The sequence below is a fragment of the Variovorax sp. 3319 genome (genome assembly GCF_031456585.1).
Taxonomy (GTDB): Bacteria; Pseudomonadota; Gammaproteobacteria; order Burkholderiales; family Burkholderiaceae_C; genus Variovorax; species Variovorax paradoxus_P.
The window spans coordinates 257617-281721 of the sequence record NZ_JAVDUZ010000005.1 but is presented as its reverse complement, the minus strand read 5'-3'; the positions used below and the strand labels follow the sequence as shown (position 1 = coordinate 281721).

The window sequence follows — 24105 nt, the reverse complement described above, 5'->3', positions numbered from 1 at the left end:
GTACCGGCTCGGCGGCGCCACGGCCGGCACGCAGTTTGCCGGGCTGTGAATGCCTTGCGCGAGACCTTCGCCGAGCGAGAACCTTCACGCCCCCCGGAGACACGCATGAACGAACTCAGCAGCTATTTCGCCCGCCATCCTCTTGAAAACCCGGCGAATTATCTGGGAACCGACTTCGATCCCGCCGGCGCCGCGGCCTACCGGTTGCGCCTGCTCGGGTGGAAGGAGCGCCGTCGTTCATGCGCCCGACGGAACACGCCCGCGCAGCCGCAGGCGCCTTCTCATTGCTGGTACTCCTTCAGCCGGTTGTAGAGCGTCTTCATGCTGATGCCCAGGAGCGCAGCGGTGCGCTCCTTGTGGCGCCCGCAGCGTTCGTAGGTGGCGAGGATGACGCGCCGCTCCACGTCTGCGAGCTGCGTTCCCACTTCGATCACGATCTGGTCTTCCCGCGGTTCGGCCGGCTGCGCAACGCCGTTCCGGTGGCCGTTGAGCATGGGCGACGCAGTGAGCGCGGAAGAAGGGGCAAGCGTGCGCCCGCGTGCCGGCTCCGAATCGGGCGCGGCACCGGGCAGCGGGCTTGCGTCGTCTCCAGCGGGAAGCCATTCCTCGTCGATCTCGTTGCCCGAAGCCATGACCCAGGCGCGCTGCACCACGTTGCGCAGTTCGCGCACGTTGCCCGGCCAGCGGTGGGCCGACAGCCGCGCCAGCGCGCCGGACGTGAAATGCTTGCTGCCGCCTTCCTGGCGCGCAAGGTCTTGCAGAAAGCTGGTGGCAATCAGCGCGATGTCGTCGCCGCGTTCACGCAAGGGCGGCAGCGCAATTGGAAACACGTTGAGCCGGTACAGCAGGTCTTCGCGCATGGTGCCGCGCGCCACTGCCTCGCCAGCATTGCGGTTGGTGGCCGCAATGATGCGCACGTCGGTCTGCTGCACCTGGGTGGAACCCACGCGCATGAAGGTGCCGCTCTCCAGCACGCGCAGCAGCTTGACCTGCAGCTCGAGCGGCATCTCGGTTACCTCGTCCAGAAACAGCGTGCCACCGTGTGCGCGCTCAAAAAAGCCCTGGTGCTGGCGCTCGGCCCCGGTAAAGCTGCCGCGCTCGTGGCCGAAGATTTCGCTTTCGACAAGATGCGGCGACAGCGCGCCGCAGTTCACCGCCAGAAACGGCTGCTCGCGCCGGCGGCTCAGGTCGTGCACCGCGCGGGCCACCAACTCCTTGCCGGTTCCGCTTTCTCCGTGGATGAACACGGTAACAGCCGTACCGGCCACCCTGGAGATTTGCCGGTACACGCGCTGCATGGGCTGCGAGCGGCCGATCAGGTGGCCGAAGCGACCCGTTTCACGCCAGAGCTCTTGCACCTCGTCCAGCTCGGCGCGCAATTGCGATGGCGCAATAAGGCGCGACAGCAGGCCCTTCAGGTGCTGCGGGTTGATCGGCTTCACCAGGTAGTCGGCCGCGCCGAGCCGGAGTGCCTTGATGGAGGTTTCCAGGCTGGCCTGGCCCGTCATGAGAACCAGCATGGTGTCGCTCACGATCTCGGGCTCGTTCAGCAGGTCGAAACCGCTTCCGTCGGGCAGATGCAGGTCGAGCAGCAGCAGGGCGGGCCGCTGCATGGCGACCAGCCGGCGGGCCGCGGCAATGGAATGCGCGCACATCACCGTGTGCCCCTCGCGCGCGACCAGGGCGGCAATCATCCGCGCCGAATCTTCGTCGTCTTCAACAATAAGTGTGTGACCCAACTTCGTACCTGGCTTGACGCCTGTGCTGCACTGCGAGCGAGTGCCTGCCTCGATTTCTTACGGAAATATCCCACTCCGAATCCTGCGCCCACCGGCAGGAAACGCCGGACGGTTCAATCGTCCAAGCCCTGTGCGAATTCGCGCACTTGCTCTGTCAGAGAGGTCATACGCGCCACCTGCCGCTCGAGCACCTGCATGGCTTCGCGCCGGAGCTCGTCGTCGTCGGAGGTGCGCAGAAGCTCCAGGGCAACCGCCATCGCACCTACAGGGCTGCGCAGGTCGTGTTCGAGGCGCCGCGCGCGCAGGGCCTCGCGCGACAGCCGGGCCCGATGCTGCGCCAGCGCTTCTTCGGCATGTTGCGCTGCACGCGCGTTCTGACGGAACGCCAGAGCCAGGCCCAACCCCAGCCCCACAAGTCCCGCAATGCCGGCGCAGGCCCCGAGCGGCGGCGCCGAATGCGCCGTGGGCCGCCCTCCCGATGAATTTTTCATGGCGGGGAGTTTGCGACAAATGCACCGCTCCTGTCTGCCCCGGGAGAACCGCAAGATTTACCGCAAGGCTTCCACAGTGCCGATGGTGAAGCCGCGCTCAAACCCGTTTGTGCGTACTTTAAAACTAGTTTCCGGCTTGGAAAAGACCAAAACACCCTGGCACGACCGTTGCGCAGCAACTCCCGCCGCCGGGCATCGGAGGCGCTACGGAGAAACATGAACACGTCGATTGTTTTGCAGCCTCGCCAGGTGCAGGCCCCCATCTTTTCCCCCCGGTTGCAGCAGGCCGTGCGGCTGCTCCAGATGTCGGCGCAGGAATACGCCCAGGCACTGCGCGATGCGGCCGAGCTGAACCCGTTTCTCGAGATCGAAGCGCCCGCGCAAGAAGGCCCCGAAGCCATTGCGGAGGCTGCTCCCGTCACCGCCGATACTGCCGCCGACATCGAAGCGGCCGCCGCATTCGACCGGATCACCGCAGCCCCTGCGCCGGGCGAGCGGCACCTGTCGCATGACGAAAGCTTCGACCTGATGCAGCGCGTGCCGCTGCCCGATTCGCTGCGCGCCCACTTGCACGGCCAACTCGGCGTGCTCCGGCTTTCTGAGCGTGAGCTGGCGTTTGCACGAGCCGTGGTGGAGGCGCTCGACGAAGACGGCTACCTGCGCATCTCGCTCGAGGAAGTGGGCGCAGCCCTCGGCGAAACAGGCGCCGACGCCGAGCGCGAACTGCGCACGGCCCTCAGGCGCGTGCAGGCGCTGGAGCCCGCCGGCGTGGCGGCGCGCAGCGTGGCCGAATGCCTTTGCCTGCAGCTGGAAGCTGCTCCACGTCAATCGGGCGGCGCAGGCGCCCGGCAACTCGCGCGGCGGATTCTCGAAGCGCACATTGGCCTGCTCGCAACGCATGACGTCGGCAAGCTGGCAAAGGCGCTCGATGCGCCGCCGCAGGAAGTGCAGTGCGCAATCGATTGCATCCGGCGCCTCGACCCGCACCCGGGCTGGCAATTTGGCGAAACCGCGGCGCGCGTGGTGATACCCGATGTAACCGTGAAAAAGGTGCGCGGCGCCTGGCGGACCTCGCTCAACGCCGGCGCCCTGCCCCGCGTGAAGGTGAACTCGGCCTACGCCCAGCTGCTGGAGCAGCATGGAGAGAAACACGGCACTGGCCAGTGCACCGCAATGAAGGAATGCCTGGAGCAGGCCCGCTGGATGGTGGGCAGCGTGTCGCAGCGCGCATCCACCATTCTCGAAGTGGCCCGTGCCATCGTCGCGCGCCAGAAGATGTTCTTCGAACACGGGCCGCTCGCCATGAAACCGCTCGGCCTGCGCGAGATTGCGGAAGAAGTGGGCGTGCATCCGTCTACCGTGTCTCGCACCGTGCACAACAAGTACATGGCCACGCCGGCCGGCGTTTTCGAGTTGCAGCACTTTTTTTCGCGCGGCCTCAACCACGCGGCGGGCGGCGCGAGCGCGCCGGTGGCGCTGCAGGGGCTCATCCGCGAGCTCATCGCCGTCGAAAAGCCGGTGGCGCCGCTGAGCGACGCGGCACTGGCGCGCCAGCTCGCGCAGCAGGGCTTTCGCATTGCGCGACGCACCGTTACCAAGTATCGCCAGAGCATGAATATCGATCCCTTCGAGCGCCGCCGCGCCCAAGGGGGAGAAATGGGAGCTGCGGCTTGACCCCGCACAAGGAGAAAACATGTGCATCGAATTTCTGCGCGCGCTTGCAAAACTGCCCGCGCCCGTCACGCTGACGCATCGCCGCGACGTCGACAACCTGCTGGTGCTGCGGGCGGCCGGCCTGGTGGCGGCCTTCACGCTCAAGACCGACGATGGAAGGCGCGAAGTGGGCCGCTTTCTCGCCCTCACGCCCGATGGCCGCGATGCGCTGGACACGAACGGCGAAGACGACTGCGACGGCGCGCAGCCGATGCTGCAGTCGCAGCGGTAAGGGAGAGCTGTCCGCATGTCCTACCGCTATCTCGAAACGCTGGCGCGAAAGCGCCTTCCGATCTTCGTGGCAAGGCCCTCCAAGGTGCGCGCGCTGCGCCAGCTTGCGGCCACCGGGCACGTGGAGGTGAGCTTCTATCCCCCGGAACCTTGCGCCGGGCAGTTCGGCGAAGTCCGCTCGCTCACTCCCGCCGGGTGGAGCGCGATTCGCGGTGGCGATTCGCCCACGCCGCAGGGCCAGCCCTGAAGCTCAGCGGCGCCAGGCACTCGGCGCGGTTGCGCTGCGCATCATGCAGGCGGCGCGGCCTTCCGCGGTAATGGCGGTAACGATGGCGCGTTCGATCCGCCGCTCGCCCGTGCGCAGGACCACCGTCGGCTCAGTCATTGCCTGCAGCAGCGAGGCACTGCGCAGCGCAAGGATCTTGTGGATGTCGTCGGGCTCCGAGCACACCACGGGCATCTGGCGGCGCGACAGGAACTCGAGCAGTTCATAGCACTCGCTGGCATGGCTCATGCGCGATTGCGATCTTTTCATGGCAGGACGTCCAGGGCGTTGAAAAGCATGAAGGACAGAAGAAAGGCAACAACCTGCGGCAAGCGGCATGCCCGCAATGCGGCGGGCATGCGCGTTGCCACGAAAAGCGCGGATGCCCCCGCTTGAGCGAACGGGCCCGAAACCATCTTTTCTTCAAGGAGCACCTCGATGACCATTCAACGCACCGCACTCCATTTCGGCCTTGCCGCAGTGGCCGCCTGCGCGTTCACCACGTCTCTCCCGTCGGGAGCCCAGAGTGCAGGTTCGCGCGGCGACCAGGCCACGGAAACGCGCAGCGCCTCCGGCAGGCCGGACTCTGCGGGCAAGTCTGCGAAGGCGGACCAGCGCATGATGAAAGACATTGCGCAGGCCAACATCGCCGAGATCGAAACCGGAAAGCTCGCGCAGGAAAAAGCCTCGAAGGACGAGGTGAAGCAGTTCGGCAAGACCATGGTCGACGACCACACCAAGGCGCTGAGCGAGCTGCAGCAAATAGCCTCCAAGAAAGGCGTGGAGCTGCCCACCGAGCCCGACACGAAGCACAAGGCCACCGCCACCGCGCTGAAGGCCCTGAGCGGCGAAACCTTCGACAAGCAGTACATGTCGATGGCCGGTCTTTCCGACCACAAGAAGACGCACGAAATGCTGCAGAAGGTGCAGCGCAATGCGACCGACCCCGAGCTGAAGGCCTATGCGGCCAAGACGCTGCCGGTGGTTCATGGCCACCTGGAAACTGCGCAGGGAATCACGGGCAAGAAGTAAAGGCGCCAGCCGCAGCCGGCCGGCGGACTACCGGCCGGCCTGGCCAAGGTCTTCCGACGGGCGCTCGATGCGGTCGAGCACCTTTTCCGGCGAAACGTTTTCCTGTAGCTCGTCAAGTTCCGGGTCTTGCGCCGCCGGAATGTCCATGCGCTTTGCGATCTCGGTCACGAGCGTCATGATCTTGGTGATCTCGTGCTCGCCGAGAAGGCTGACCTGAAGATCCAGGTCCGCACGCTGGTCGGCCATCGCTGCCATCCGGTTCTGGCTGATCATGACGAAGGTCGAAATGAAGATGGCCTCGACCGATGCAACCATGGCCAGCACCACGAAGGTCGGATCGAAGGGGCGCACGATGGGTACCCACCCCAGGTTGACCACGATCCAGCTGCCGTAGATCAGCAGATGCAGGTAGACGAACCGCATGCTGCCCGCAAAGCGGGTAATCGCGTCGGCAATTTTGTCCTGCAAGCCCGTCGATATTTTTTGCTGCTGGCGCCGCCGCACCAGCGCGGCAATGTTGCGGTCGACCACACCCGCAACGGGCGCCTCCCCTTCCCGGCCTCCAGGGCCCGGTTCAGCCGCCGCCACGGATCACTCCCGTGGCCGACTCGTACTGCGAACCATAGATTGCGCGTGCGCCATGCGCCTGTGCATCGGGCACGCACAGGTAGATTTCGTGGCCGGGCCGGGCTTCGATGCGAAGCCCGCTGGAACGCAGCATGGCCTCCACGCCGGCATGGTTGGGCGCCCACCAGTTGGTCGGGTCGTTGGCGAGCCGGTGCTCGATGAAGGCCATGCGCGGCCATCCGCTCTCGAGCAGCGGCGTGCGGTTGTCGATGTTGCAATCGGCCGTCTCGGTGTAGACGGAGTCGCCCGGCATGGTGAGCGTCTGGAACATCATGATGCGGCGCGTGCGTGCGGCCAGCAGGTCGAGCGCGAGCAGCGGATACCGCAGGTGATAGAAAACGCCCATGAACCAGACAAGGTCGAAGGTTTCATCGGAGCGTGCCAGGTCGTAAACCTGCATTTCGCGAAACTCCACCTGCGACTCCAGCCCGAGCTGGCCGGCAGCCCAGCGGGCTTGCGCAAGGTAGTGCGCATCGACATCGATGCCCAGCACCGATGCTCCGCGCCGCGCCAGCTCGAAGCTGTAGAAGCCCGCGTTGCACCCGACGTCGAGCACGCGCCATCCGCTGAGGTCTTCCGGAACGAAGGGCTTGATCTCCTGCCACTTGAAGTTGGGAAAGTCGCCTCCCAAAAAATGCTTGGGCAGGGTCTGCACGCCGCCCGGCAGGTGCAGGTTGTGAAACCAGGGGCCAAGGGCTTCTATCTGCTGGCGCATGGGGCCGGGGTCTTGCTGGGCAACGGCGGCGGTGTGTTTCTGGTTTTGCACGTGCATGCCTCCTTTTTTCAAGCCGTCTCACGCACTTGCAGCAGCGTGCGTGCGTAGCCTTCGAGCTCGGCAGCGCGATGAGCGGCGGTGTGCTCCGAAAGAATGCGCCGGCGCGCCCGCTCGCCGACGGCGCGGCGTTCGTCCTCGGGCAGTTCGCGCAGGAGGCGCAGCACTTCGCCGGGCGAATCGGCCAGGAAGATTTCCTCGCCCGGCACCAGCAGCGATTCGATGCCGTCCCAGCGGTCGCTGATGATCGGCGTGCCGCACGCTGCCGCCTCGAAGATGCGCACGCTGGGCGACCAGCCGGCCTGGATCATGTCGGCGCGGGTGACGTTGAGCGTAAAGCGCTGCCGGTTATAAAAGTCGCGGTGCCGGGCCGGCGGCAAATGCGCTGTGTAGCGCACGTTATTCGGCCATTGGATGCTGTCCGGATACTGCGCCCCGGCCACTTCGAAGCGGCCCTGCGGCCACTGCCGCGCGGGCGAAAGCAGCAGTGCTTCGAGCGTGGGCTGGCGGTCGTCGCTGTAGGTGCCCATGTAGCCCAGGTCGCAGTCTTGCGCCACCGGTTCGGGGTAGTACAGCTCGGGATCGACCGAGCAATAAAGCATGCGTGCCGCGGGCGAGCCAAACTCACGCTCCAGCCGGTCGAGCGTGGGGCCGCCTGTGAACGACAGGTACATGTCGTAGCCCGCAATCTGCCGCGCCTGCAGGTAGCTGGTGCCTCCGCGCGCAAGTGCGGCAAGCGTCACCGGCGTGTCGATGTCGTAGAAGGCGGTGCGGCCCGGTGCCTCGGCCTGAACCCAGTCACCCACGGCCACGCCGTCCGGCACAAAGGAACCGACGATCACAAGGTCTGCCTCGCCGACGTGCGCCGCATGGTCACGCTGCAAGCTGGCAAGGTCTGCATACAGCTCGGTGCGGCCGAAGGGAGGGTTGGGCAGGTCGCGGTGCCCTGCATACCAGGGCACGTCGCGTTCGAGAAACAGCACGTCGTGTCCGCGCCGCACCAGTTCGCGCACAAGGCCGCGGTAGGTGGTGGCGTGCCCGTTGCCCCACGAAGAAGTGATCGAGAGACCGAGGATGACGATCTTGAGCGGTGATGCCTGCATGCTCATGCAACCTCCAGGGCCTGTGCCGCGTCGCGGCCTTCGAGCAGCGCCTCGAGCTGTGCAGCGCGGTGCGCATAGGTATGTTCGGCCAGCACGCGCCGGCAGGCGGCCTCGCCGATGCGGCGTGCGCTTGCAGCGTCGAGCTGGCGCACATGGGCTGCCACTTCCTCGCCGTTGGCGGCTACCAGCACTTCCTTTCCGGGCTCCAGAAAAAGCTCTATGCCCTCCCACGCATCGGTAATCAGGCAGGCAGCGGAACCGGCTGCCTCGAACACGCGGGTGGCCGGCGAAAAGCCGTAGCGCGCCATGCTGTCGCGGCTCACGTTGAGCACCGCCATGGGCGTGCGGTTGAATGCGTTGTGGTCGGCGGTGTACACGTGGCCCACATAGCGCACGTTGCTGGGCATGGCCTTGTCGCTCCAGCCGCTGCCGCCCAGCAGAAAGCGCTGCTCGGGCAGCAAGCTGGCGGCGCGAAGAAAGAACTCTTCCACGCGTGCCTCGCGGTCTGGCAGGCGGTTGCCCAGAAAGCCCAGGTCGGCCTCGAAGCGGGCATCGGGGCCCACGGGGTGATGCGTGGACGGATCGAGCGCGTTGTAGATGGGAATGCAATCGCGCGCACCGGCACGGCGGTAGGCCTGCACCACGGGGTCGCCGCCGCCGTAGGTCAGCACCATGTCGTAGCGCGGCACCAGCGCATGAAAAGGGTCGGCTGCGTTGGCCTGCAGCCGGTCGAGCGTGGCGGGCGCATCGACGTCCCAGAACACCACGCGCGTGCCCGGCCCCTGCAAATCGAGCACGGCGTCTTCGAGCAGCGCATCGAACACGCCCACGCCGCTGGCCTTGACCACCAGATCGGCGCCGCGCGCATGCTCGACCATGCGGCGCGCGTTGGCGTCGCCCTCGCCCGGATAGACGATGACCTCGGCCCAATCGGGATCGTCCATGTCGCGGTGCTGCTGGCGGCCGAAGGCGTCGGGCTCGTAGAAGTGCACGCGATGGCCCCTCTCGTGCAGCGCGCGGACCATGCCGCGGTAATAGGTGGCGGCACCGTTCCAGTAGGCGGAAACCAGGCTGGATGCAAAGAAGGCGATGTTCATTTTTTTCTTCATGCAGGAATGCTCCGGAGGTGGGTGGGCTCGTCTTCGAGTTCGGCGTAGATGGCCAGCAACTCGTCGACGCGGTGGGCGCAGGTGTGGCGCGCGAGCACGGTCTCAAGGCCCTGCTCGCGCAGCGCGCGCGCCAGGTCGGGGTCGTGCAGCACGTCGCGCAGGTGGCGGCGCATGGCCGCGCCATCGGGCGCGACCAGAAAATCTTGGCCCGGCGTGAAGAGGCCTTCGGCGTCGTTCCACGGCGCCGAAACGAGCGGAATGCCGCACGCGAGCGCCTCGAACACACGAATGGTCGGAATGCCCGGCAATGCCTTTACATAAGGCCTGCGCGGCACGTGCACGGTGACGCGATGGCGTGCAAACACACGCGGCGCGCGGTAGTTGGGGAGCCATCCGCCAAAGTGGATGCGCGTCGCGCGCAGGCGCTCGATCGCCCTGTCGGGGTAGCGCACGCCATGCACGCGGGCTTTCAGGTGCAGGTCGCGCACGGGGCCGAGCAGGAACTCGTCGAGCTCGGCCTCGCGCTCGTCGTCGCCCCAATTGCCGATCCAGACCAGGTCGCCCTCTTCCACTTCGTCCGGAATCGGATGAAAGTGCCGCGTGTCGGCCGCTTCGTGCCAGGTCCACGCGCGGCGCGCCCAGCCCTTCCTGCGGTACAGCTCCCGAATCACGTTGCCGAAGGCCAGCACGCCGTCATAGTGCGAAAGGTCGTAGCCGGCCATGCACTTTTCTTCGGTTACCGAACGGTGGTGCGTGTCATGAAAGAAGAGCCGGTAGCGCCCGCCGTCCCGCCGGTGAAGGCCGATGCGGCGCACCAGTGCATGGTCGTTCCACTCGTGCACCAGCACCACGTCGGCGCCTTCCAGCGCCTGGTCCAGGTCGAGCGTGGCCGGGTCGTAGGTGGTGCTGTGCAGTTCCGGATACACGCGCGCAAACTCTTCGAGCGGCGCATGGCCATGCTCGGCCTGCAGATTGGTGCGGCTCCAGGCGCCTTGCGGTTCGTACACCGCAAGCTCATGGCCGCGCGCGAGCAGTTCGCTGCAAACGCCGCGCAAAAAATGCGCATTGCCGTGGTTCCAGTCTGAAACGAGCGAATGGCAGAACATCACGAAGCGCATGCGGCCTCCTTTGTTTTTCTTCGGGATCGCCCGGCGCCGCCCGCGTGCGAGGCTGCGGGGGCAAGCAAGCGGCCGTAGGCCGACATGTAGGCGTCCGCCATGCGCGCCGTGGTGAAGTGCCGCGCACGCTCCAGCGCCTTGTGGGCCATTTGCTGGCGCAGCGGCGCATCGTCGATCAAACGCATCAACGCGGCATGCAGCGCCTGGTGATCTTCGGGCTGCACATACAGCGCGGCGTCGCCCCACACCTCGCGCAGGCTCGGCACATCTCCCAGCACCAAGGCGCACTGCGAAAGCCCCGCTTCCAGCGCCGAGAGTCCGAAGGGCTCGTAGCGCGCGGGCAAGGCATAGATCGATGCGCGCGCGAACTGCGCGGCCATTGCCTCGGGTGACAGTTCGCCAAGCCACAGCACGCCGGGCGCCTGGATGCGCCCCGCAGCCGCACCCGGCGCCGATGCTGAGCCGGCCACGCACACGGGCCACGGCAGGCGTGGCGCCACAGCCTGCAATGCAGACAGGTTCTTGGCGGCATCCCACAGCCTGCCTGCCGAAAAAATGGCCGGCTCCTTGTCGCCCGGAGCAAACATTTCGGCGCTGCGGCCGTTGGGCAGCACGAGGCCTCCCTTGATGTACCCGTAGTCGAGCGCAAGCGACGACAGCATAGCTTCGGTCGGCGCGCCGACAAGGGTGGCGCCGTCCAGCCCCTGCCTCACCGCCTGCCGGTAGGCGTCCCAGCTCGCGGGGGCAATCTGGCGATGCACCGCGCGCCACCACGAGGCCACGCACGAATGCGCCACCACGAGCTTGGGCGCCGCGAACGGCAATGCGCCAAAGGCAAACTGGTTGAGATGCACCACGTCGGGCTGCAGCGTGCGTTCAAGCTCCAGCAGCCATTGGCCGGCGCGCAGCAGGTCGTCCCACGGGTCTTCCATCCACTCCAGCCGCCAGTCGCCCTCGTGCAATTCCAGCCCCGGCAGCGACGCAGCCTGCGCACGCTGTGCGGGGGTTGGCATTGCACCCATGGTGGCCAGCGACACGTGCACGCCCCGCTCACCGAGTGCCGCGGCAAGCTCCAGCGCATGGCTCCAGACGCCGCCGACCGTGTCGGCGGTCATCAGCACGTGGCGTGGCGCCTGATGCGGCACTTCAGCGTTCATAGATCGCATCCAGCACAGCCGCGACGTCGGTCAGGCGTTCTATCTCGGGATCGAAGGCGCCGCCGTTCGCGAGCGCGCGCGCCCAGTGCACGGCGGCGCGCCCGCCCCAGTCGTCGGGCGGCGAAGCAAGCGGTATTGCACGCGTACCGTCGAAGCGCTCGGCAACGAAGTCATAGAAAGATCCGCCCACGTTGCGGAACGAGGCACCGCCGCGCGTACCGTGAAAGTTGGCCTCGATGACGGCGTCCCGGCCGGCCGGCAGGTTCCATGAGCAAGCGAGCCGCGCGACGCAGCCGCCCGCCAGGTCGATCTGCGCCACCGCATGGTCTTCGACGACCGCCGAAGGCAGCGCAAGGCGCCGGCCGCCGGCATGGAGGCGGCTGGACACCGCCCCTACCTGCGGAAAGCCCAGCGTCCATAGCGCCAGGTCGACCATGTGAATGCCCAGGTCGATCACGCAGCCGCCACCCGAAAGCACCGGGTCGCGGAACCACGGCTTGTCGGGGCCGTAGGCGTTGTGGAACACGAGATCGACGGCATACACATCGCCGATCTCGCCGGAGGAAACAAGCTCGCGAATGCGCTGCATGCCTGCCGTGCGCCGGTAAGAAAGATCGACGCCCAGCAGCCGGTTCGCGCGCCTTGCCGCGTCGATCACCCCTTGGGTCTCCCCGGCAGTGCGTGCCAACGGCTTCTGGCAGAACACCGCCAGGCCGCGTGCAAGCGCCGCTTCGGCCTGCTGCGCATGAAGCGCGCTCGGCGTGGCAATCACCAGGCCGTCGAGACCGCTTTCCAGCAGCGCGTCGAGCGAGCGCAAGCTCGCGGCACCTGGCGCCAATGCGCATGCAGCCTCGCGTGCCTCGTCATGCGCATCCGCAATGGCCGCGATTTCTGCAGAGCCATCTTTTGCAATGGCTTCCATGCGGTTCCTGCCGATCCAGCCGACGCCGAGAAAGCCGAGCCGCGGCTTGCGAAGCGGCGCAGCCGGTATTCCATCGGACGACGCCACCGCCGGCCCGGGCTCCAGCGCATTCATCACGTGCGCCGCCCTCACGTGGTCACCACCGCTTTGAGAAAGCCGTCGGGCCGCGTTCGCGTGAGCTCCAGCGCCTCGCCCAGCCTGTCGAGCGGCAGGCGGTGGGTAAAAAGCGGCTCCGCATCGAGCACGCCCGCGGCCATCATGTCGATGGCTTCGCGAATGCCCTGCACATACATGCGCGGATCGCGTTCGTGCGCGTTGATCACATCGATGCCGCGCCAGTTCCACATCTGCATGTTGACCTGGCGCGTTCCGTCCTGGTGGTAGCCGGCAATCACGAGGCGACCGCGCTCGCCGGTAATTTCGCCGGCCAGGTCGAGCGGCCGCTGCAGCCCGACGGCCTCGATGGTGCGCTCGCACATCTTCTCGCCGGTGAGGCGCTTCACCTCATCGAGGATGCGCCAGTGATCGTCCATCACGATGGTGTGCGCAGCGCCGGCATTGCGCGCAACCTCCAGCGCAAAGGGCCGCCGCGATATGGCGATGACCCGTGCACCCGCCTGCGCAGCAAGCCGCGTAAGCACGGCGCCAAGAAACCCGATGCCGACGATTGCCACCGTCTGTCCGGCCCGGATGTCGCTGCGGCGAAAGATGTTGACCGCACAGCCCAGCGGCTCGCCGGGCATGGCCACATCGGCGAGCGAGGACGGCAACGGCACCACCGAACCCGCGTCGGCCACGTCGTATTCGGCATGCGCGCGGTAGGTGAGCGCGGCCACGCGGTCGCCCACGGCCAGGCCTTGCACGCCCTCGCCCACCGCGGCCACGCGGCCCCAGCCTTCGTGCCCCGGTGCACCGGCGGGCTGCGGGTATTCGAACCACGAGCGGCCCTCCCACAGCGGCAGGCTCGAGGCGCACACGCCCGAGCCTTCGAGCTTGAGCAGGACCTGGCCGGCCGCAGGCTCGGGTGTTTCCACCCGCCGAAGCACCGCTTGCCCCGGCGAAGCAATGACACTCGCGAGCATGCTCACCTCCCCGCCGCTGCAAGCACCACGGGGCGCCGCTGGCCGGCCTTGCGGACGACGGAGGGCCGGGACCGCATTTCGCGCAGCCATTGGTGCAAGCGCTCGATGCCCTGCCGCGCATCCACGGCGGGCCGCCAGCCCGTGGCCGCCTCGAAGCGGCGCGTGTCCGAAACGTAGTAGCGCTGGTCGCCGGTGCGCCAGTCTTCATGCGTGGTTTCGGGCCGCTTGCCTTCGAGCACTTCGATCTGGTCGAGAAGGTCGAGCAGGCTGATCACGTTGCGCGGGCCGCCGCCTATGTTGAACGCATTGCCCGCCAGCTTGCCTATGTTGCGTTGTGCCAGCACAAAGGCGTCGACCAGGTCGTCGACAAAGAGGATATCGCGCACCTGCTTGCCGTCGCCGAAGAGCGTGATGGGGTCGCCATCGAGCGCGCGCAGCAGGAAGTGCGCCACCCAGCCCTGGTCTTCGGTGCCGAACTGGCGCTGGCCATAGATGCAGCTCATGCGGAAGACCACGGTCTTCATGCCGTAGCTGCGCGCGTAGTCGTGCACATACTGGTCGGCTGTTCCCTTGGAGCAACCGTAGGGGCTGTGAAAGTCGAGCGGGCGCGCTTCGGAGATGCCGTGCCCGGCAATGTCGGCGGCCACCGGGCCATAGCGCTGGCCCTCCAGCTTGAGCTGCACGTCTTCCAGGCCACCGTAGACCTTGTTGGTCGAGGTCATCAGCACCGAGGGCGGCACCGGCTGCGCGCGGGCCGCCTCCAGCACGTTGAGCGTGCCCAGCGCATTGACGGCAAAGTCTTCGCGCGGATCGACGAGGCTCGTCGTTACCGCCACCTGCGCCGCAAAATGAAAGACATGGTCGGCCCGCGCCACCGCGCGCTCCACCGCGGTGGCATCGCGAATGTCGGCCACCGCCACGTCGAGCCCGGTCGGATGGTTCTGCTGCAGCCAGTCGAGGTTGCGTTCCACACCGGGGCGCGAAAGATTGTCGAACACCAGCACGCGGTGGCCTTCGGACAGCAGCCGATGCGCGAGGTTGGCCCCCACGAAGCCCGCGCCACCCGTGATGAGCGTGACCCGGTCCTTGCCGTTGAGCGCGCGCCGGGGAGTAAGTACTGCGTCCCGGCTGTTCATATGGCCAACCCGCGCGCGGAAAGCTCGGCGCTCGCTTGCGCCACGCGGTCTACCGCCGCCTGCCCCTCCAGCCAGGCCGCGAGCTCGGCCAGGCCGTCTTCCAGGCTCACGCGGGGCGAATAGCCCAGCACGCGGCGAGCCTTGGATATGTCCGCATAGCAGTGCCGTATATCGCCCACGCGGTACTTGCCGGTGATTTCGGGCGCCAGGTTTTCCTTGCCCACGGCCTCGGCCACGCGCTGCGCAATGTCGCGCACGCTGTAGGCCTCGCCGCTGCCGACGTTGAACACCTCACCCGCCGCAGCCGGCATTTCGAGTGCGAGCCGCGAGGCGCGAGCAATGTCGTACACGCTCACGAAGTCGCGCTGCTGGTGTCCGTCTTCGAAGATCTTGGGCGGGCTGTCGTTGAGCAGGCGCGATGCAAAGATTGCGAGCACGCCGGTGTAGGGGTTCGAAAGTGCCTGGCGCGGGCCGTACGCATTGAAGAAGCGCAGCGCCACGGTCGGAATGTTGTACGCGCGGCCGATCATCAGGCACATGCGCTCCTGGTCGAACTTGGAAAGCGCATACACCGACGCGAGCGCGGGTGCCTTGTCTTCAGGCGTGGGCGCGGGCACCAGGGCCAGGCCGTCTTCGTCGCGCCATTCCCAGTCGCCGCGCCGCAGTTGTTCCAGCGTGCGCTCCTGCACCGTGCGGAGCTCGCCGCCTGCGGTGCGGTAAAGGCCTTCTCCATACAGGCTCATGCTCGATGCGACGATGAGCTTCTTCACCGGCTTTTCAATCAGCGCCTCGAGCAGCACCGCGGTGCCGAGGTTGTTCACGCGCGTGTAGTGCGCTACCTCGTACATGCTTTGCCCCACTCCCACGGCCGACGCATAGTGATAAACCGCGTCCACGCCCTTCAGCGCACTGCGCACTGCTGCCGGGTCGCACACGTCACCCACGACGAGTTCGATGTCCGCCTCGAGGTAGTCGGGCCTTCGCCCGCTGTCGCCATGCACCTGCGGCGCAAGGTTGTCGAGAACGCGAACGCGATAGCCGTGGGACAGAAGCTCGTCTGCCAGATGCGAGCCGATGAAACCGGCGCCGCCGGTGATGAGAATTTGCTGCGACATGAAACCCCTTTTTGTTTGAACCGCCGTCGGGTTGTCGAGGTAGAAACCTTCTTTTCCAACGCCTTGGCGAAGCCCTAAATTCGACGGAAAAATGCCGCGTTGATGTGCGAAGGTACTTACCTGTGTGTAGGCGCGTTGCCCTGTTACGCCACTGCTGAGTTGGCTCTGTGCATCGAAGCCTTTTCGCGTGCGCGCGAGGCTTCAAACGAGCGTAGATTGCCAAGGAACAAAGCTTCGGCTTGTGTTCAATCACGCTCGCGCGAACAAGCGCGGGGCACTCGCAAAGGTCTCCAACATGAGCAAGATTCGTGTCGCAATCGTCGGAGTGGGCAACTGCGCCTCTTCGCTGGTACAGGGTGTTCACTTCTATGCCAACGCCCAGGGCTCCGACTTCATTCCCGGCCTGATGCATCTCGATCTCGCGGGCTACCGCCCGTCGGACATCGAGTTCAGCGCGGCCTTCGACGTGCATGCGCAAAAGGTCGGGCGCGACCTGGGCGAAGCCATCTACGAAGCGCCCAACAACACCATCCGTTTTGCCGACGTGCCCAAGCTGGGCGTGCCGGTGCACCGCGGCCCCACGCATGACGGCATCGGCGCCTATCTGAAGGAGGTGGTGCCGCTTGCGCCCGGCAAGGCGCAGAACGTGGCGAAGATCCTGAAAGAAACGCGGACGGACGTGGTGGTTTCGTACCTGCCCGTGGGTTCCGAGAAAGCCACCCAGTGGTACGCCGAGCAGGTGCTGGAGGCGGGGTGCGCCTTCGTCAATTGCGTGCCGGTGTTCATCGCATCGCGGCCCGAATGGGAAAGGCGCTTTGCCGAACGTGGCCTTCCGATCATCGGCGACGACATCAAGTCGCAGGTGGGCGCGACCATCGTGCACCGCATCCTCACGGACCTCTTCAGGAAGCGCGGCGTTCGGCTGGACCGCACCTACCAGCTCAACTTCGGCGGCAACACCGACTTTCTGAACATGCTCGAACGCGAGCGGCTGCTGTCGAAAAAAATCTCGAAGACGCAGGCCGTGACAAGCCAGCTCGGCCACCCCATGAAGGCGAGCGACGTTCACGTGGGCCCCAGCGACCACGTGCCGTGGCTCGACGACCGCAAGTGGTGCTACATCCGCATGGAGGGCACCACCTTCGGCAACGTGCCGCTCCAGTGCGAGGTGAAGCTCGAGGTGTGGGACTCGCCCAATTCCGCCGGCGTGGTGATCGACGCGGTGCGCTGCGCAAAGCTCGCGCTCGACCGCGGCGTGGGCGGCGCGGTGCTCGCGCCTTCGAGCTACTTCATGAAGTCTCCGCCCCAGCAGTTCACCGACGACGAGGCACGCGAACTGGTGGAGGCTTTCATTCGCGGCGACGCCGAAGCCGCCGCACCGCCCGACCGCCCCCCCCGCGCGCACGAACGCGCCGCACGCCACACCAAAAGGAGCAAGCTCGCATGATCGAAGCCGTCAAGTTCTGGAACGAGCCCAACAACAAGTCTCATTGGGACCTTGAACTCGACCCCGACTGGTCGGCCTATGCGCACATGGTCAAGCTGGCATCGGCTGCGGTGCGCGCGGAGAACAGCACGCTCACGCAGGTGCTCGGCGGCATCTCGCCCATCGACGCGCACTTCATGGCGGGACTGCGCGACCGGGGCGTGCTCGACGGGCTCGACGCGGTGGCGGTGCACGGCTTTCCGCTGGACTGGAACAACTGGCAGATTCACGAATGGCCGCAACGCATTGCAGAAATCGAGGCCGTAACGCACCTGCCCGTGTGGGTGACCGAAGTGGGCGTGTCGACCTTCGGCGCCGAAGAGGTGCAGGAGTTCGGGTTGCGCCGCACGGCCGAGTTGCTGATAGGCCGGGTGCCGCGCATCTTCTGGTATTCGCTCTACGACCTGCCCCAGGCTTGGCCCGCGACCACGCGGCACCGCGAGGCCGAGGGCTCCAGCTACTACCGCCACTTTCACATGGGCCTGCTGCGCGAAGACGGAACGCCCAAGATCGCCTGCGAACAGTTTGCGGCCTACACCCCGTCGATGGGCATTTGCCAGTGGTTCCACTTCGAAGACCACCGCCTGGACGACGCCGTGCGCTGGCTCGAGCGCCTGGGCGTTCGCCAACTGCGCACAGGTCTCAGCTGGGCCGACAGCTTTCGGCCGAACGCTGAACAGTGGTTCGACCGCCAGATGCGGGCGCTGGAAGACTTCGACGTGACGCTCACCTTCTGCTTCACGCCCGAACACCGCGGCATGGCGCCGCACCACACCAGCCCGCCGCAGCAACCCGAAGAGTTTGCCGAGTTCTGCGCGAGCATGGTCCGGCGCTATGCGTCGAACCGGGCGTGCACCGTGTTGCCCTTTGCGGCCGCCGGCACCACCGCCCCGTCGCGCATGCCCGCCAGCTGAGCCGGCGAGAGCTCTCCGGCCGAGAGCAGGCCATCGAAATACTCGATGGTCTTGCGCAGGCCTTCTTCGAGCTGCACGCTCGGTTGCCAGCCGAACATCTGCCTGGCAAGCCCGATGTCGGGCCGGCGCTGCATGGGGTCGTCCGAAGGCAGCGGCGCGAACGCGAGCTTCGATGACGAGCCTGTGAGCTCGATGACCAGCGTCGCAAGCTCGCGCACGGTGAACTCGACCGGGTTGCCGATGTTCACCGGGCCGGGCGCTCCGGGCGATGCGTCCATGAACCGGTTGAGGCCTTCCACCAGGTCGTCCACAAAGCAGAAGCTGCGCGTTTGCAGGCCTTCACCGTAGATGGTGATGGGGTCGCCGCGCAGCGCCTGCACGATGAAGTTGGACACCACGCGCCCGTCCCGCGGGTGCATGCGGGGCCCATAGGTGTTGAAGATGCGCGCGACGCGAATGTCCACCTGGTGCTGGCGGTGGTAGTCGAAGAACAGCGTCTCGGCGCAGCGCTTGCCCTCGTCGTAGCAGCTGCGCACGCCGATCGGGTTGACCTTGCCCCAGTAGCTTTCGGGCTGCGGATGCACGTCGGGGTCGCCGTAGACCTCGCTGGTCGAAGCCTGCAGGATGCGCGCTCGCACCCGCTTGGCAAGGCCCAGCATGTTGATGGCGCCGTGCACGCTGGTCTTCGTGGTCTGCACCGGATCATGCTGGTAGTGCACGGGCGATGCGGGGCAGGCCAGGTTGTAGATCTGGTCTACCTCTACATACAGCGGAAAAGTAATGTCATGGCGCATCAGCTCGAAATGCGGATTGCCGAGCAGGTGCTCCACATTGCGGCGGGTTCCGGTAAAAAAGTTGTCGGCGCACAGCACATCGTGCCCTTGCGCCAGCAGACGCTCGCACAAATGGCTGCCCAGAAAGCCCGCGCCCCCGGTCACGAGAATGCGGCGTTGGGTGTTGTAGACACGCATGATCGAAGCTCCTGTTTTCTGTTTGGCTGTTCGTCTTTTGTCTTTGTTCAGCGGCCGATGGCCAGGTAGTCGAAACCCTGCAAGCGGATGTCGGGGTCGTACAGATTGCGGCCGTCGAATATCAGCGGCTGCCTGAGCGCGGTCTTCAGCGCACTGAAGCTCGGGCTCTTGAAGGCTTTCCAGTCCGTAAGAATGACCAGCGCATCGGCGTCTTCGGCGGCCTGCATGGGGTTTTCGACGTAGCGCAGGCGGGCGATCAGCTCGGGCATGCCGTCCAGGTCGCCCGCAAGAACCTTGCGCGCCTCGGCAATGGCCACCGGGTCGTGCGCAACAACCTCGGCGCCGCGCACCAGCAGCGCCTTTATCACCAGGCGGCTCGGCGCTTCGCGCATGTCGTCGGTGTCGGGCTTGAAGGCAAGGCCCCATACGCCGAACCGGCGGCCGCGCAGGTCTTCGCCAAAGCGGCGGACAATCTTTTCTATGAGCACCTGCTTTTGCGCGTCGTTCACCGCGCGCACGGCCTCCAGCACCTGCAGGCGCTGGCCGTGCGTGGCGGCGGTGTGCACCAGCGCCTGCACGTCTTTTGGAAAGCAGCTGCCGCCATAGCCCAGCCCTGCATAAAGAAAGCTGTAGCCGATGCGCGGATCGGAGCCGATGCCGCGGCGCACCTGCTCGATGTCGACGCCCACTTTTTCCGCAAGATTTGCAAGCTCGTTCATGAAGCTGATGCGTGTGGCGAGCATGGCGTTGGCTGCGTACTTGGTGAACTCGGCCGCCTTCACGTCCATGTGGATCATGCGGTCGCGCTGCCGGTTGAAGGGGGCATACAGGCGGGTCATCACATCTCTCGCCTCCCGGCCCGCCTCGCCGGGCTCGGTGCCGACCACGATGCGGTCGGGCCGCATGAAGTCATCGACGGCTGCGCCCTCCTTGAGGAATTCGGGGTTGGACACGATGGCGACCGGAAGCCCCTGCAAGCTGCTGCCCGCGGCATGGTCGCCGTTGCTGCGGCGCTCTGACAGCTCTTCCTCGATGGCTGCACGCAACTTGCCGGCGGTGCCCACAGGCACGGTGGACTTTTCGACCACCACCTTGAAGCCCTGCATATGGCGCCCGATGCTGCGGCCCGCAGCGAGCACGTATTGCAGGTCGGCGCTGCCGTCTTCGCCGGGCGGCGTGCCGGCGGCAATGAAGATGAGGTCGCCGTGGTGCACGGCGCGCGTCACGTCGTTCGTGAAATGCAGCCGACCGGTGCGCACGTTGCGTTCGATGAGCTGCGGAAGACCTTCCTCGTGAATCGGAACGCCGCCCGACTGCAGGATTTCGACCTTGCGTTTGTCGACATCGAAGCAGACGACTTCGTTGCCGATTTCCGCCAGGCAACTGCCCGTGACAAGACCTACATAGCCGGTACCGAGGACTGAAATTTTCATGGAGAGAGCGGATGAGTGCCGATGTTCGTGGTGGTGTAAGCGTGTTGAAAAAAACCTAGCAGAAATTTTTCGAGGAAGGAACAGGACAGCACCGTGGGGCACGGTTGACTGCATTGATGAGCAGAAATAACGTGGTGCACTGAAACAACGAGGCGGCGCCTCCGGGCATGCCGGTTGCCATGAACTTTTTTCGACGACTGCGAACGATGACGACCTGGACACCCAACTTCAGCTGGATCACGCAAGAGCTCGCCGTGGGTGGCAGCTTTCCTTCGGAGCGTGCCGAAGAGCTTGCCTCTGCACACCGCATTCGCGCGGTGGTCGACCTGCGCAACGAAGCGAAGGACGACGAGGCCGTGCTTCGCCGGCACGGCATGACGCTGCTGCACTTGCCCACCGAGGACATGTGCGGCGTCGATGCCGGCAATCTCGATGAAGGCGTGGCGTTTGCCAGCGCCGCACTCGACCGCGGTGAACGCGTGCTCATTCACTGCGAACACGGCATCGGCCGCTCGGCCACGCTTGCGCTGTGCGTGATGGTGTCTCGCGGAGAACGCCCGCTCGATGCGCTGGAGCTCATGAAAAGCCGCAGGGCGCTGGTGTCGCCCTCGCCTGCGCAGTTCGCGTGCTGGAGCGAATGGCTGGCCCGCCATCGCGAACTGCAAGGCGCACCCTGGGATGTTCCTGATTTCGATGCGTTCCAGGCCATTGCATACCGCCACATGCGCACCCGCTGATGCTGGTCTACGGAGACGCCACGCGGCGTGAGCCGGCCGCGCAAAAGCTGGCGCGGCTGCGCGGCCTTCTGTTGCAAGCGCGGGCTTCGGCGGCGGGCATCGGCAGGCACGCGCTGCTGGTGGATGCGCTCATCGACGCCGGCGAACTGGTGCAGGGCATTGCGGACGCGCACTTTCTTGCGGCAGGAAAGCGCGACGTGCAATCGCCCGAAACCGATGCCGCCATGGCGCTCACCATGGCGGTGGCCAGGCTGTGCGCCCGGTCCTGGGAAACGGGGTTTTCCGCAGTGCGGCCTTCCGGGGACGAAGGCCTGTTGGAAGAGCTGCTTGCCGGTTGCGAAGCAGAGCTTCCATCCATCGACCTGCAAGTGAAGCAGCCCGAGGGTTACGCGTTCTATGCGCTGTACCCCGAAGGCCATTTTGTAGCGGCAAAGCGGCTTCAGACGGGGCTGCGGCTCGCGCCGTGGCGCGTGATCGGGCTGCGCAGCATCGGCACCAGCCTTGCCGCCATGGCGGCGGTCGCGCTCGAAGCGCCATCGCCGGTCACGCTGCGGCCAGTCGGACATCCGTTCGATCGACGCGTTTCGCTGGCCGATGCATCGCTTGCGAGCCCGGCGGCGCATCACGCCATCGTCGACGAAGGGCCAGGACTCTCGGGTTCATCGATGGCGGGCGTGATACGGCGCCTGCGCGATGAAGGCGTGCCTGCGGACCGCATCCATCTTTTTCCGGGACATTCGAACGGACCGGGGGCGCAAGCCAGTGAGCAGACACGCGCATTGTGGAAGCAGGCTGCTGCAGTGCACGTGGTCGGGTTCGACGAGCTCATCCTGAATGCTGAAAACCCCGCGCATCGGCTGCAGGCCTGGGTCGAGGCACGGGTCGGCCCGCTCCACTCGCCGCTTGCCGAGATCACCGGTGGCGGGTGGCGGCGTGAGCACGGCAACGCCTCGGACGAGACGCCACCGGCCCATCCGTGGCAGGAGCGACGCAAGTTTCTCGCCCGCGGCAACTCAGGCACGTGGCTCGTCAAGTTCATCGGCCTTGGCCACGCGGCGCGGCAGCGCTTCGCTTGCGCCGTGAAGTTGGCGGAAGCTGGCCTCTGCCCTTCCGTGGCCGGCCTTTGCCACGGCTTCATGGTGGAGCGATGGCATGGCGAGATGGCGCCGCTCTCGCCCATTCGCCTGCAAACCTCCGAACTCCGGGCCCGGTTGATCGAACGCCTCGCCGGCTATATCGCCTTTCGGGCGCACAGCTTTCCCGCTTCGCAGGAGAACGGTGCATCGCTGCAGGCACTGTATGAGATGGGACACCACAACAGCAGCGAAGCCCTGGGCAGCGAGCTTGCAGGCGCGTGGATGCGCTACCGGCGACAAGCGGAGCGGCTGCAGGCCCGCGTGCGCCGCGCGAAAACGGACAACCGCATGCACGCATGGGAATGGCTGGCGGGCGAAGGCCGCCTGTTGAAGACAGACGCCGTAGACCACCATGCCGGCCACGACCTGGTCGGCTGCCAGGACCCGGCTTGGGACGTCGCCGGCGCAAAGGCCGAGCTTGGGCTGGGAGCCGATGAGCTGGCAGGGTTGCTCGACGGTCTTTCAAGGCGCGGATGCGCAATCGATGCAGAGCTGCTGGGCTTCTATACGCCGGCGTACCTCGCTTTCCAGCTTGGGCACTACGCGATGGCGGCACAAGATGCCACCTTGCCCGCCGAGCGAGCCCGCCTCGACACGCAGTGCGAGCGCTACACGCGGGCGCTGCGCCGCCATCTCGAAGAAACCGCCTGAAGCCGGCCGCGCCGCGCCTGGCGCAGCCGATGCGAACAGAAGTCTTCAGCGCAGCCCGCTCAACGGGGGCGCATGTAGTCTGCGCTGCCACCCACACGAGAAACGTTCCTACGCCCAGCATCCCTGGGCGCCCCGAACCTGCGACTGGGTGAACACACCGGCTCGACAACCATATTTTTCCCGTGGGTGCGAGTTTGGCGGCGGCCATGGTGGCCGCCGCCTTTTTTGCGAGCGCATCGCCTGCTTGAAGATGACGACCCTTGATCTGCTGTTTGCGCGAGGCCCCAGGATGCGACCGGTACGGCGAATGCTTGGCTTTTGCATCGTTGCACTGGGCGTGGGGCTCCTGGCCTTCGAGGCGGCCGAGGCAATCATGCGAGGCGATCCACGCGTGCGAGGTGCCTTGCTTGGCGGCAGCCTGGCCGCGTTGGCAACGGCGCTGGGCACATTGCCGGTCGCGCTTTCGCAGCAGTTCTCCCAACGCAGCTGCGACACCATGCTGGGCTTCGGCGCCGGCGTGATGCTTGCCGCCACCTCGTTCTCGCTGGTGATTCCGGCCCTTGACGCCGCGCGAACCCAGGGGGCCGGCGCATGGGGTGCCGGAGGCATCGTCGGCGGTGGCGTTCTGCTGGGGGCGGCGCTGCTGCTGGCCATCGACCGCCTGGTTCCGCATGAGCACTTCGTCAAGGGCCTCGAGGGGCCCAAGGCAAGAAAGCTGAAGCGCGTATGGCTTTTTGTGCTGGCCATCGCCTTGCACAACCTGCCCGAGGGCCTGGCCATCGGCGTGGCCTTCGCGGGCTCAGAGACCTTGGCAGCCACCGCGCTGGCAACGGGCATCTCCATACAGGACGTGCCTGAAGGCATGGTGGTGGCGCTGGCGCTGCGCGGGGTCGGCTACAGCCGATTCCTTTCTGTAGGCCTGGGCGTGGCTTCGGGGCTGGTCGAGCCCGTGATGGCGGTGCTCGGCGCCACGGTGGTAACGCTCACCGCCAGCCTGCTGCCCTGGGGCCTTGCACTGGCGGCCGGCGCCATGCTGTTCGTCATCAGCCACGAGATCATTCCGGAGTCGCACCGGCAAGGGCACGAAGCCTATGCGACGGGCGGCCTGATGGTCGGGTTCGTATTGATGATGGTGCTGGACACGGCCCTGGGCTGAAGAAGGGAC

Annotated in this window: 26 protein-coding genes; 10 read left to right on the top strand and 16 right to left on the bottom strand. The window is 66.2% G+C overall.

Translation table 11 applies throughout. From position 1 onward, the window contains the following. Nucleotides 1-105 precede the first annotated feature (105 nt). Nucleotides 106-312 carry a hypothetical protein gene (locus J2X67_RS12885; RefSeq protein WP_309953526.1) on the top strand — a complete coding sequence of 69 codons (207 nt, stop codon included), beginning with the start codon at nt 106-108 and terminating at the stop codon, nt 310-312. Here the strand turns inward: J2X67_RS12885 and J2X67_RS12880 are convergent. Next, nucleotides 282-1739: a sigma-54 dependent transcriptional regulator gene (locus J2X67_RS12880; RefSeq protein WP_309953524.1), complete on the bottom strand. Its 1458-nt coding sequence runs from the start codon at nt 1737-1739 to the stop codon at nt 282-284. The two genes, J2X67_RS12885 and J2X67_RS12880, sit on opposite strands and share 31 nt — an antisense overlap. Nucleotides 1740-1852: 113 nt before the next feature. Then, nucleotides 1853-2230, bottom strand: a complete 378-nt coding sequence (locus J2X67_RS12875) for a histidine kinase dimerization/phospho-acceptor domain-containing protein (RefSeq protein ID WP_309953522.1) — start codon at nt 2228-2230, stop codon at nt 1853-1855. Nucleotides 2231-2446: 216 nt separating this feature from the next. Here J2X67_RS12875 and rpoN point away from each other — a divergent pair, with 216 nt between their 5' ends. The 3 genes from rpoN to J2X67_RS12860 are packed head-to-tail and all read left to right on the top strand — an operon-like array spanning nt 2447 to nt 4421. Next, nucleotides 2447-3904 carry an RNA polymerase factor sigma-54 gene (gene rpoN, locus J2X67_RS12870; RefSeq protein ID WP_309953521.1) on the top strand — a complete coding sequence of 486 codons (1458 nt, stop codon included), beginning with the start codon at nt 2447-2449 and terminating at the stop codon, nt 3902-3904. Nucleotides 3905-3923: 19 nt separating this feature from the next. Next, nucleotides 3924-4175 carry a hypothetical protein gene (locus tag J2X67_RS12865; RefSeq protein ID WP_309953518.1) on the top strand — a complete coding sequence of 84 codons (252 nt, stop codon included), beginning with the start codon at nt 3924-3926 and terminating at the stop codon, nt 4173-4175. 15 nt (nt 4176-4190) lie between these two features. After that, nucleotides 4191-4421: a hypothetical protein gene (locus tag J2X67_RS12860; protein WP_309953516.1), complete on the top strand. Its 231-nt coding sequence runs from the start codon at nt 4191-4193 to the stop codon at nt 4419-4421. Nucleotides 4422-4424: 3 nt separating this feature from the next. Here J2X67_RS12860 and J2X67_RS12855 read toward each other — a convergent pair whose 3' ends face one another. Further along, complete coding sequence (locus tag J2X67_RS12855; protein ID WP_309953515.1) at nt 4425-4709, bottom strand: hypothetical protein; 285 nt, start codon at nt 4707-4709, stop codon at nt 4425-4427. Further along, entirely contained in the window at nt 4706-4885 is a 180-nt protein-coding gene (locus J2X67_RS12850) for a hypothetical protein (RefSeq protein WP_309953513.1), read from the bottom strand. Before J2X67_RS12850 ends, J2X67_RS12855 begins: the two co-directional genes overlap by 4 nt. Between J2X67_RS12850 and J2X67_RS12845 the strand changes: the two genes are divergently transcribed. Then, nucleotides 4878-5471: a DUF4142 domain-containing protein gene (locus tag J2X67_RS12845; protein ID WP_309953512.1), complete on the top strand. Its 594-nt coding sequence runs from the start codon at nt 4878-4880 to the stop codon at nt 5469-5471. The genes J2X67_RS12850 and J2X67_RS12845 overlap by 8 nt on opposite strands. A gap of 27 nt (nt 5472-5498) precedes the next feature. Here the strand turns inward: J2X67_RS12845 and J2X67_RS12840 are convergent, their stop codons facing one another. The 10 genes from J2X67_RS12840 to J2X67_RS12795 are packed head-to-tail and all read right to left on the bottom strand — an operon-like array spanning nt 5499 to nt 15612. Further along, a complete protein-coding gene (locus tag J2X67_RS12840; RefSeq protein ID WP_309953510.1) occupies nt 5499-6059 on the bottom strand; it encodes a DUF1003 domain-containing protein in 561 nt (186 codons plus the stop codon). Next, a complete protein-coding gene (locus tag J2X67_RS12835) occupies nt 6046-6864 on the bottom strand; it encodes a TIGR04290 family methyltransferase (protein WP_309953509.1) in 819 nt (272 codons plus the stop codon). The genes J2X67_RS12840 and J2X67_RS12835 overlap by 14 nt, the downstream gene beginning before the upstream one ends. A 17-nt stretch (nt 6865-6881) precedes the next feature. Next, nucleotides 6882-7979 carry a glycosyltransferase gene (locus J2X67_RS12830; RefSeq protein ID WP_309953508.1) on the bottom strand — a complete coding sequence of 366 codons (1098 nt, stop codon included), beginning with the start codon at nt 7977-7979 and terminating at the stop codon, nt 6882-6884. Next, nucleotides 7976-9082 carry a glycosyltransferase gene (locus J2X67_RS12825; RefSeq protein WP_309953506.1) on the bottom strand — a complete coding sequence of 369 codons (1107 nt, stop codon included), beginning with the start codon at nt 9080-9082 and terminating at the stop codon, nt 7976-7978. Before J2X67_RS12825 ends, J2X67_RS12830 begins: the two co-directional genes overlap by 4 nt. Next, a complete protein-coding gene (locus J2X67_RS12820) occupies nt 9079-10200 on the bottom strand; it encodes a glycosyltransferase (protein WP_309953504.1) in 1122 nt (373 codons plus the stop codon). Before J2X67_RS12820 ends, J2X67_RS12825 begins: the two co-directional genes overlap by 4 nt. Continuing rightward, complete coding sequence (locus J2X67_RS12815; protein WP_309953503.1) at nt 10188-11357, bottom strand: glycosyltransferase family 4 protein; 1170 nt, start codon at nt 11355-11357, stop codon at nt 10188-10190. Before J2X67_RS12815 ends, J2X67_RS12820 begins: the two co-directional genes overlap by 13 nt. Next, complete coding sequence (locus tag J2X67_RS12810; RefSeq protein ID WP_309953501.1) at nt 11347-12411, bottom strand: Gfo/Idh/MocA family oxidoreductase; 1065 nt, start codon at nt 12409-12411, stop codon at nt 11347-11349. The genes J2X67_RS12815 and J2X67_RS12810 overlap by 11 nt, the downstream gene beginning before the upstream one ends. Beyond that, nucleotides 12408-13361, bottom strand: a complete 954-nt coding sequence (locus J2X67_RS12805; RefSeq protein ID WP_309953499.1) for a zinc-binding dehydrogenase — start codon at nt 13359-13361, stop codon at nt 12408-12410. The genes J2X67_RS12810 and J2X67_RS12805 overlap by 4 nt, the downstream gene beginning before the upstream one ends. A 2-nt stretch (nt 13362-13363) precedes the next feature. After that, a complete protein-coding gene (locus J2X67_RS12800; protein WP_309953498.1) occupies nt 13364-14497 on the bottom strand; it encodes an NAD-dependent epimerase/dehydratase family protein in 1134 nt (377 codons plus the stop codon). Further along, a complete protein-coding gene (locus J2X67_RS12795) occupies nt 14494-15612 on the bottom strand; it encodes an NAD-dependent epimerase/dehydratase family protein (RefSeq protein ID WP_309953496.1) in 1119 nt (372 codons plus the stop codon). Before J2X67_RS12795 ends, J2X67_RS12800 begins: the two co-directional genes overlap by 4 nt. Nucleotides 15613-15907: 295 nt before the next feature. On the opposite strand from J2X67_RS12795, the gene J2X67_RS12790 reads away from it, so the two are divergent. Then, nucleotides 15908-17059: an inositol-3-phosphate synthase gene (locus tag J2X67_RS12790; protein ID WP_309953494.1), complete on the top strand. Its 1152-nt coding sequence runs from the start codon at nt 15908-15910 to the stop codon at nt 17057-17059. Continuing rightward, entirely contained in the window at nt 17056-18012 is a 957-nt protein-coding gene (locus tag J2X67_RS12785; RefSeq protein ID WP_309953492.1) for a glycosyl hydrolase, read from the top strand. The genes J2X67_RS12790 and J2X67_RS12785 overlap by 4 nt, the downstream gene beginning before the upstream one ends. Here J2X67_RS12785 and J2X67_RS12780 read toward each other — a convergent pair. Both J2X67_RS12780 and J2X67_RS12775 read right to left on the bottom strand, forming a co-directional pair. Then, nucleotides 17931-18983 carry an SDR family oxidoreductase gene (locus J2X67_RS12780; protein WP_309953490.1) on the bottom strand — a complete coding sequence of 351 codons (1053 nt, stop codon included), beginning with the start codon at nt 18981-18983 and terminating at the stop codon, nt 17931-17933. The genes J2X67_RS12785 and J2X67_RS12780 overlap by 82 nt on opposite strands. A gap of 47 nt (nt 18984-19030) precedes the next feature. Further along, a complete protein-coding gene (locus J2X67_RS12775; RefSeq protein WP_309953488.1) occupies nt 19031-20416 on the bottom strand; it encodes a UDP-glucose/GDP-mannose dehydrogenase family protein in 1386 nt (461 codons plus the stop codon). A gap of 206 nt (nt 20417-20622) precedes the next feature. Here J2X67_RS12775 and J2X67_RS12770 point away from each other — a divergent pair, with 206 nt between their 5' ends. The 3 genes from J2X67_RS12770 (at nt 20623) to J2X67_RS12760 (ending at nt 24096) form a co-directional block, all read left to right on the top strand. Further along, nucleotides 20623-21153 (top strand): dual specificity protein phosphatase, encoded by a 531-nt coding sequence (locus J2X67_RS12770; RefSeq protein ID WP_309953486.1) that lies wholly within the window; start codon nt 20623-20625, stop codon nt 21151-21153. Beyond that, nucleotides 21153-22940 carry a hypothetical protein gene (locus J2X67_RS12765; protein ID WP_309953484.1) on the top strand — a complete coding sequence of 596 codons (1788 nt, stop codon included), beginning with the start codon at nt 21153-21155 and terminating at the stop codon, nt 22938-22940. The genes J2X67_RS12770 and J2X67_RS12765 overlap by 1 nt, the downstream gene beginning before the upstream one ends. Before the next feature lie 250 nt (nt 22941-23190). Next, nucleotides 23191-24096 carry a ZIP family metal transporter gene (locus J2X67_RS12760; RefSeq protein ID WP_409050489.1) on the top strand — a complete coding sequence of 302 codons (906 nt, stop codon included), beginning with the start codon at nt 23191-23193 and terminating at the stop codon, nt 24094-24096. The last annotated feature ends 9 nt before the right edge of the window (nt 24097-24105 follow it).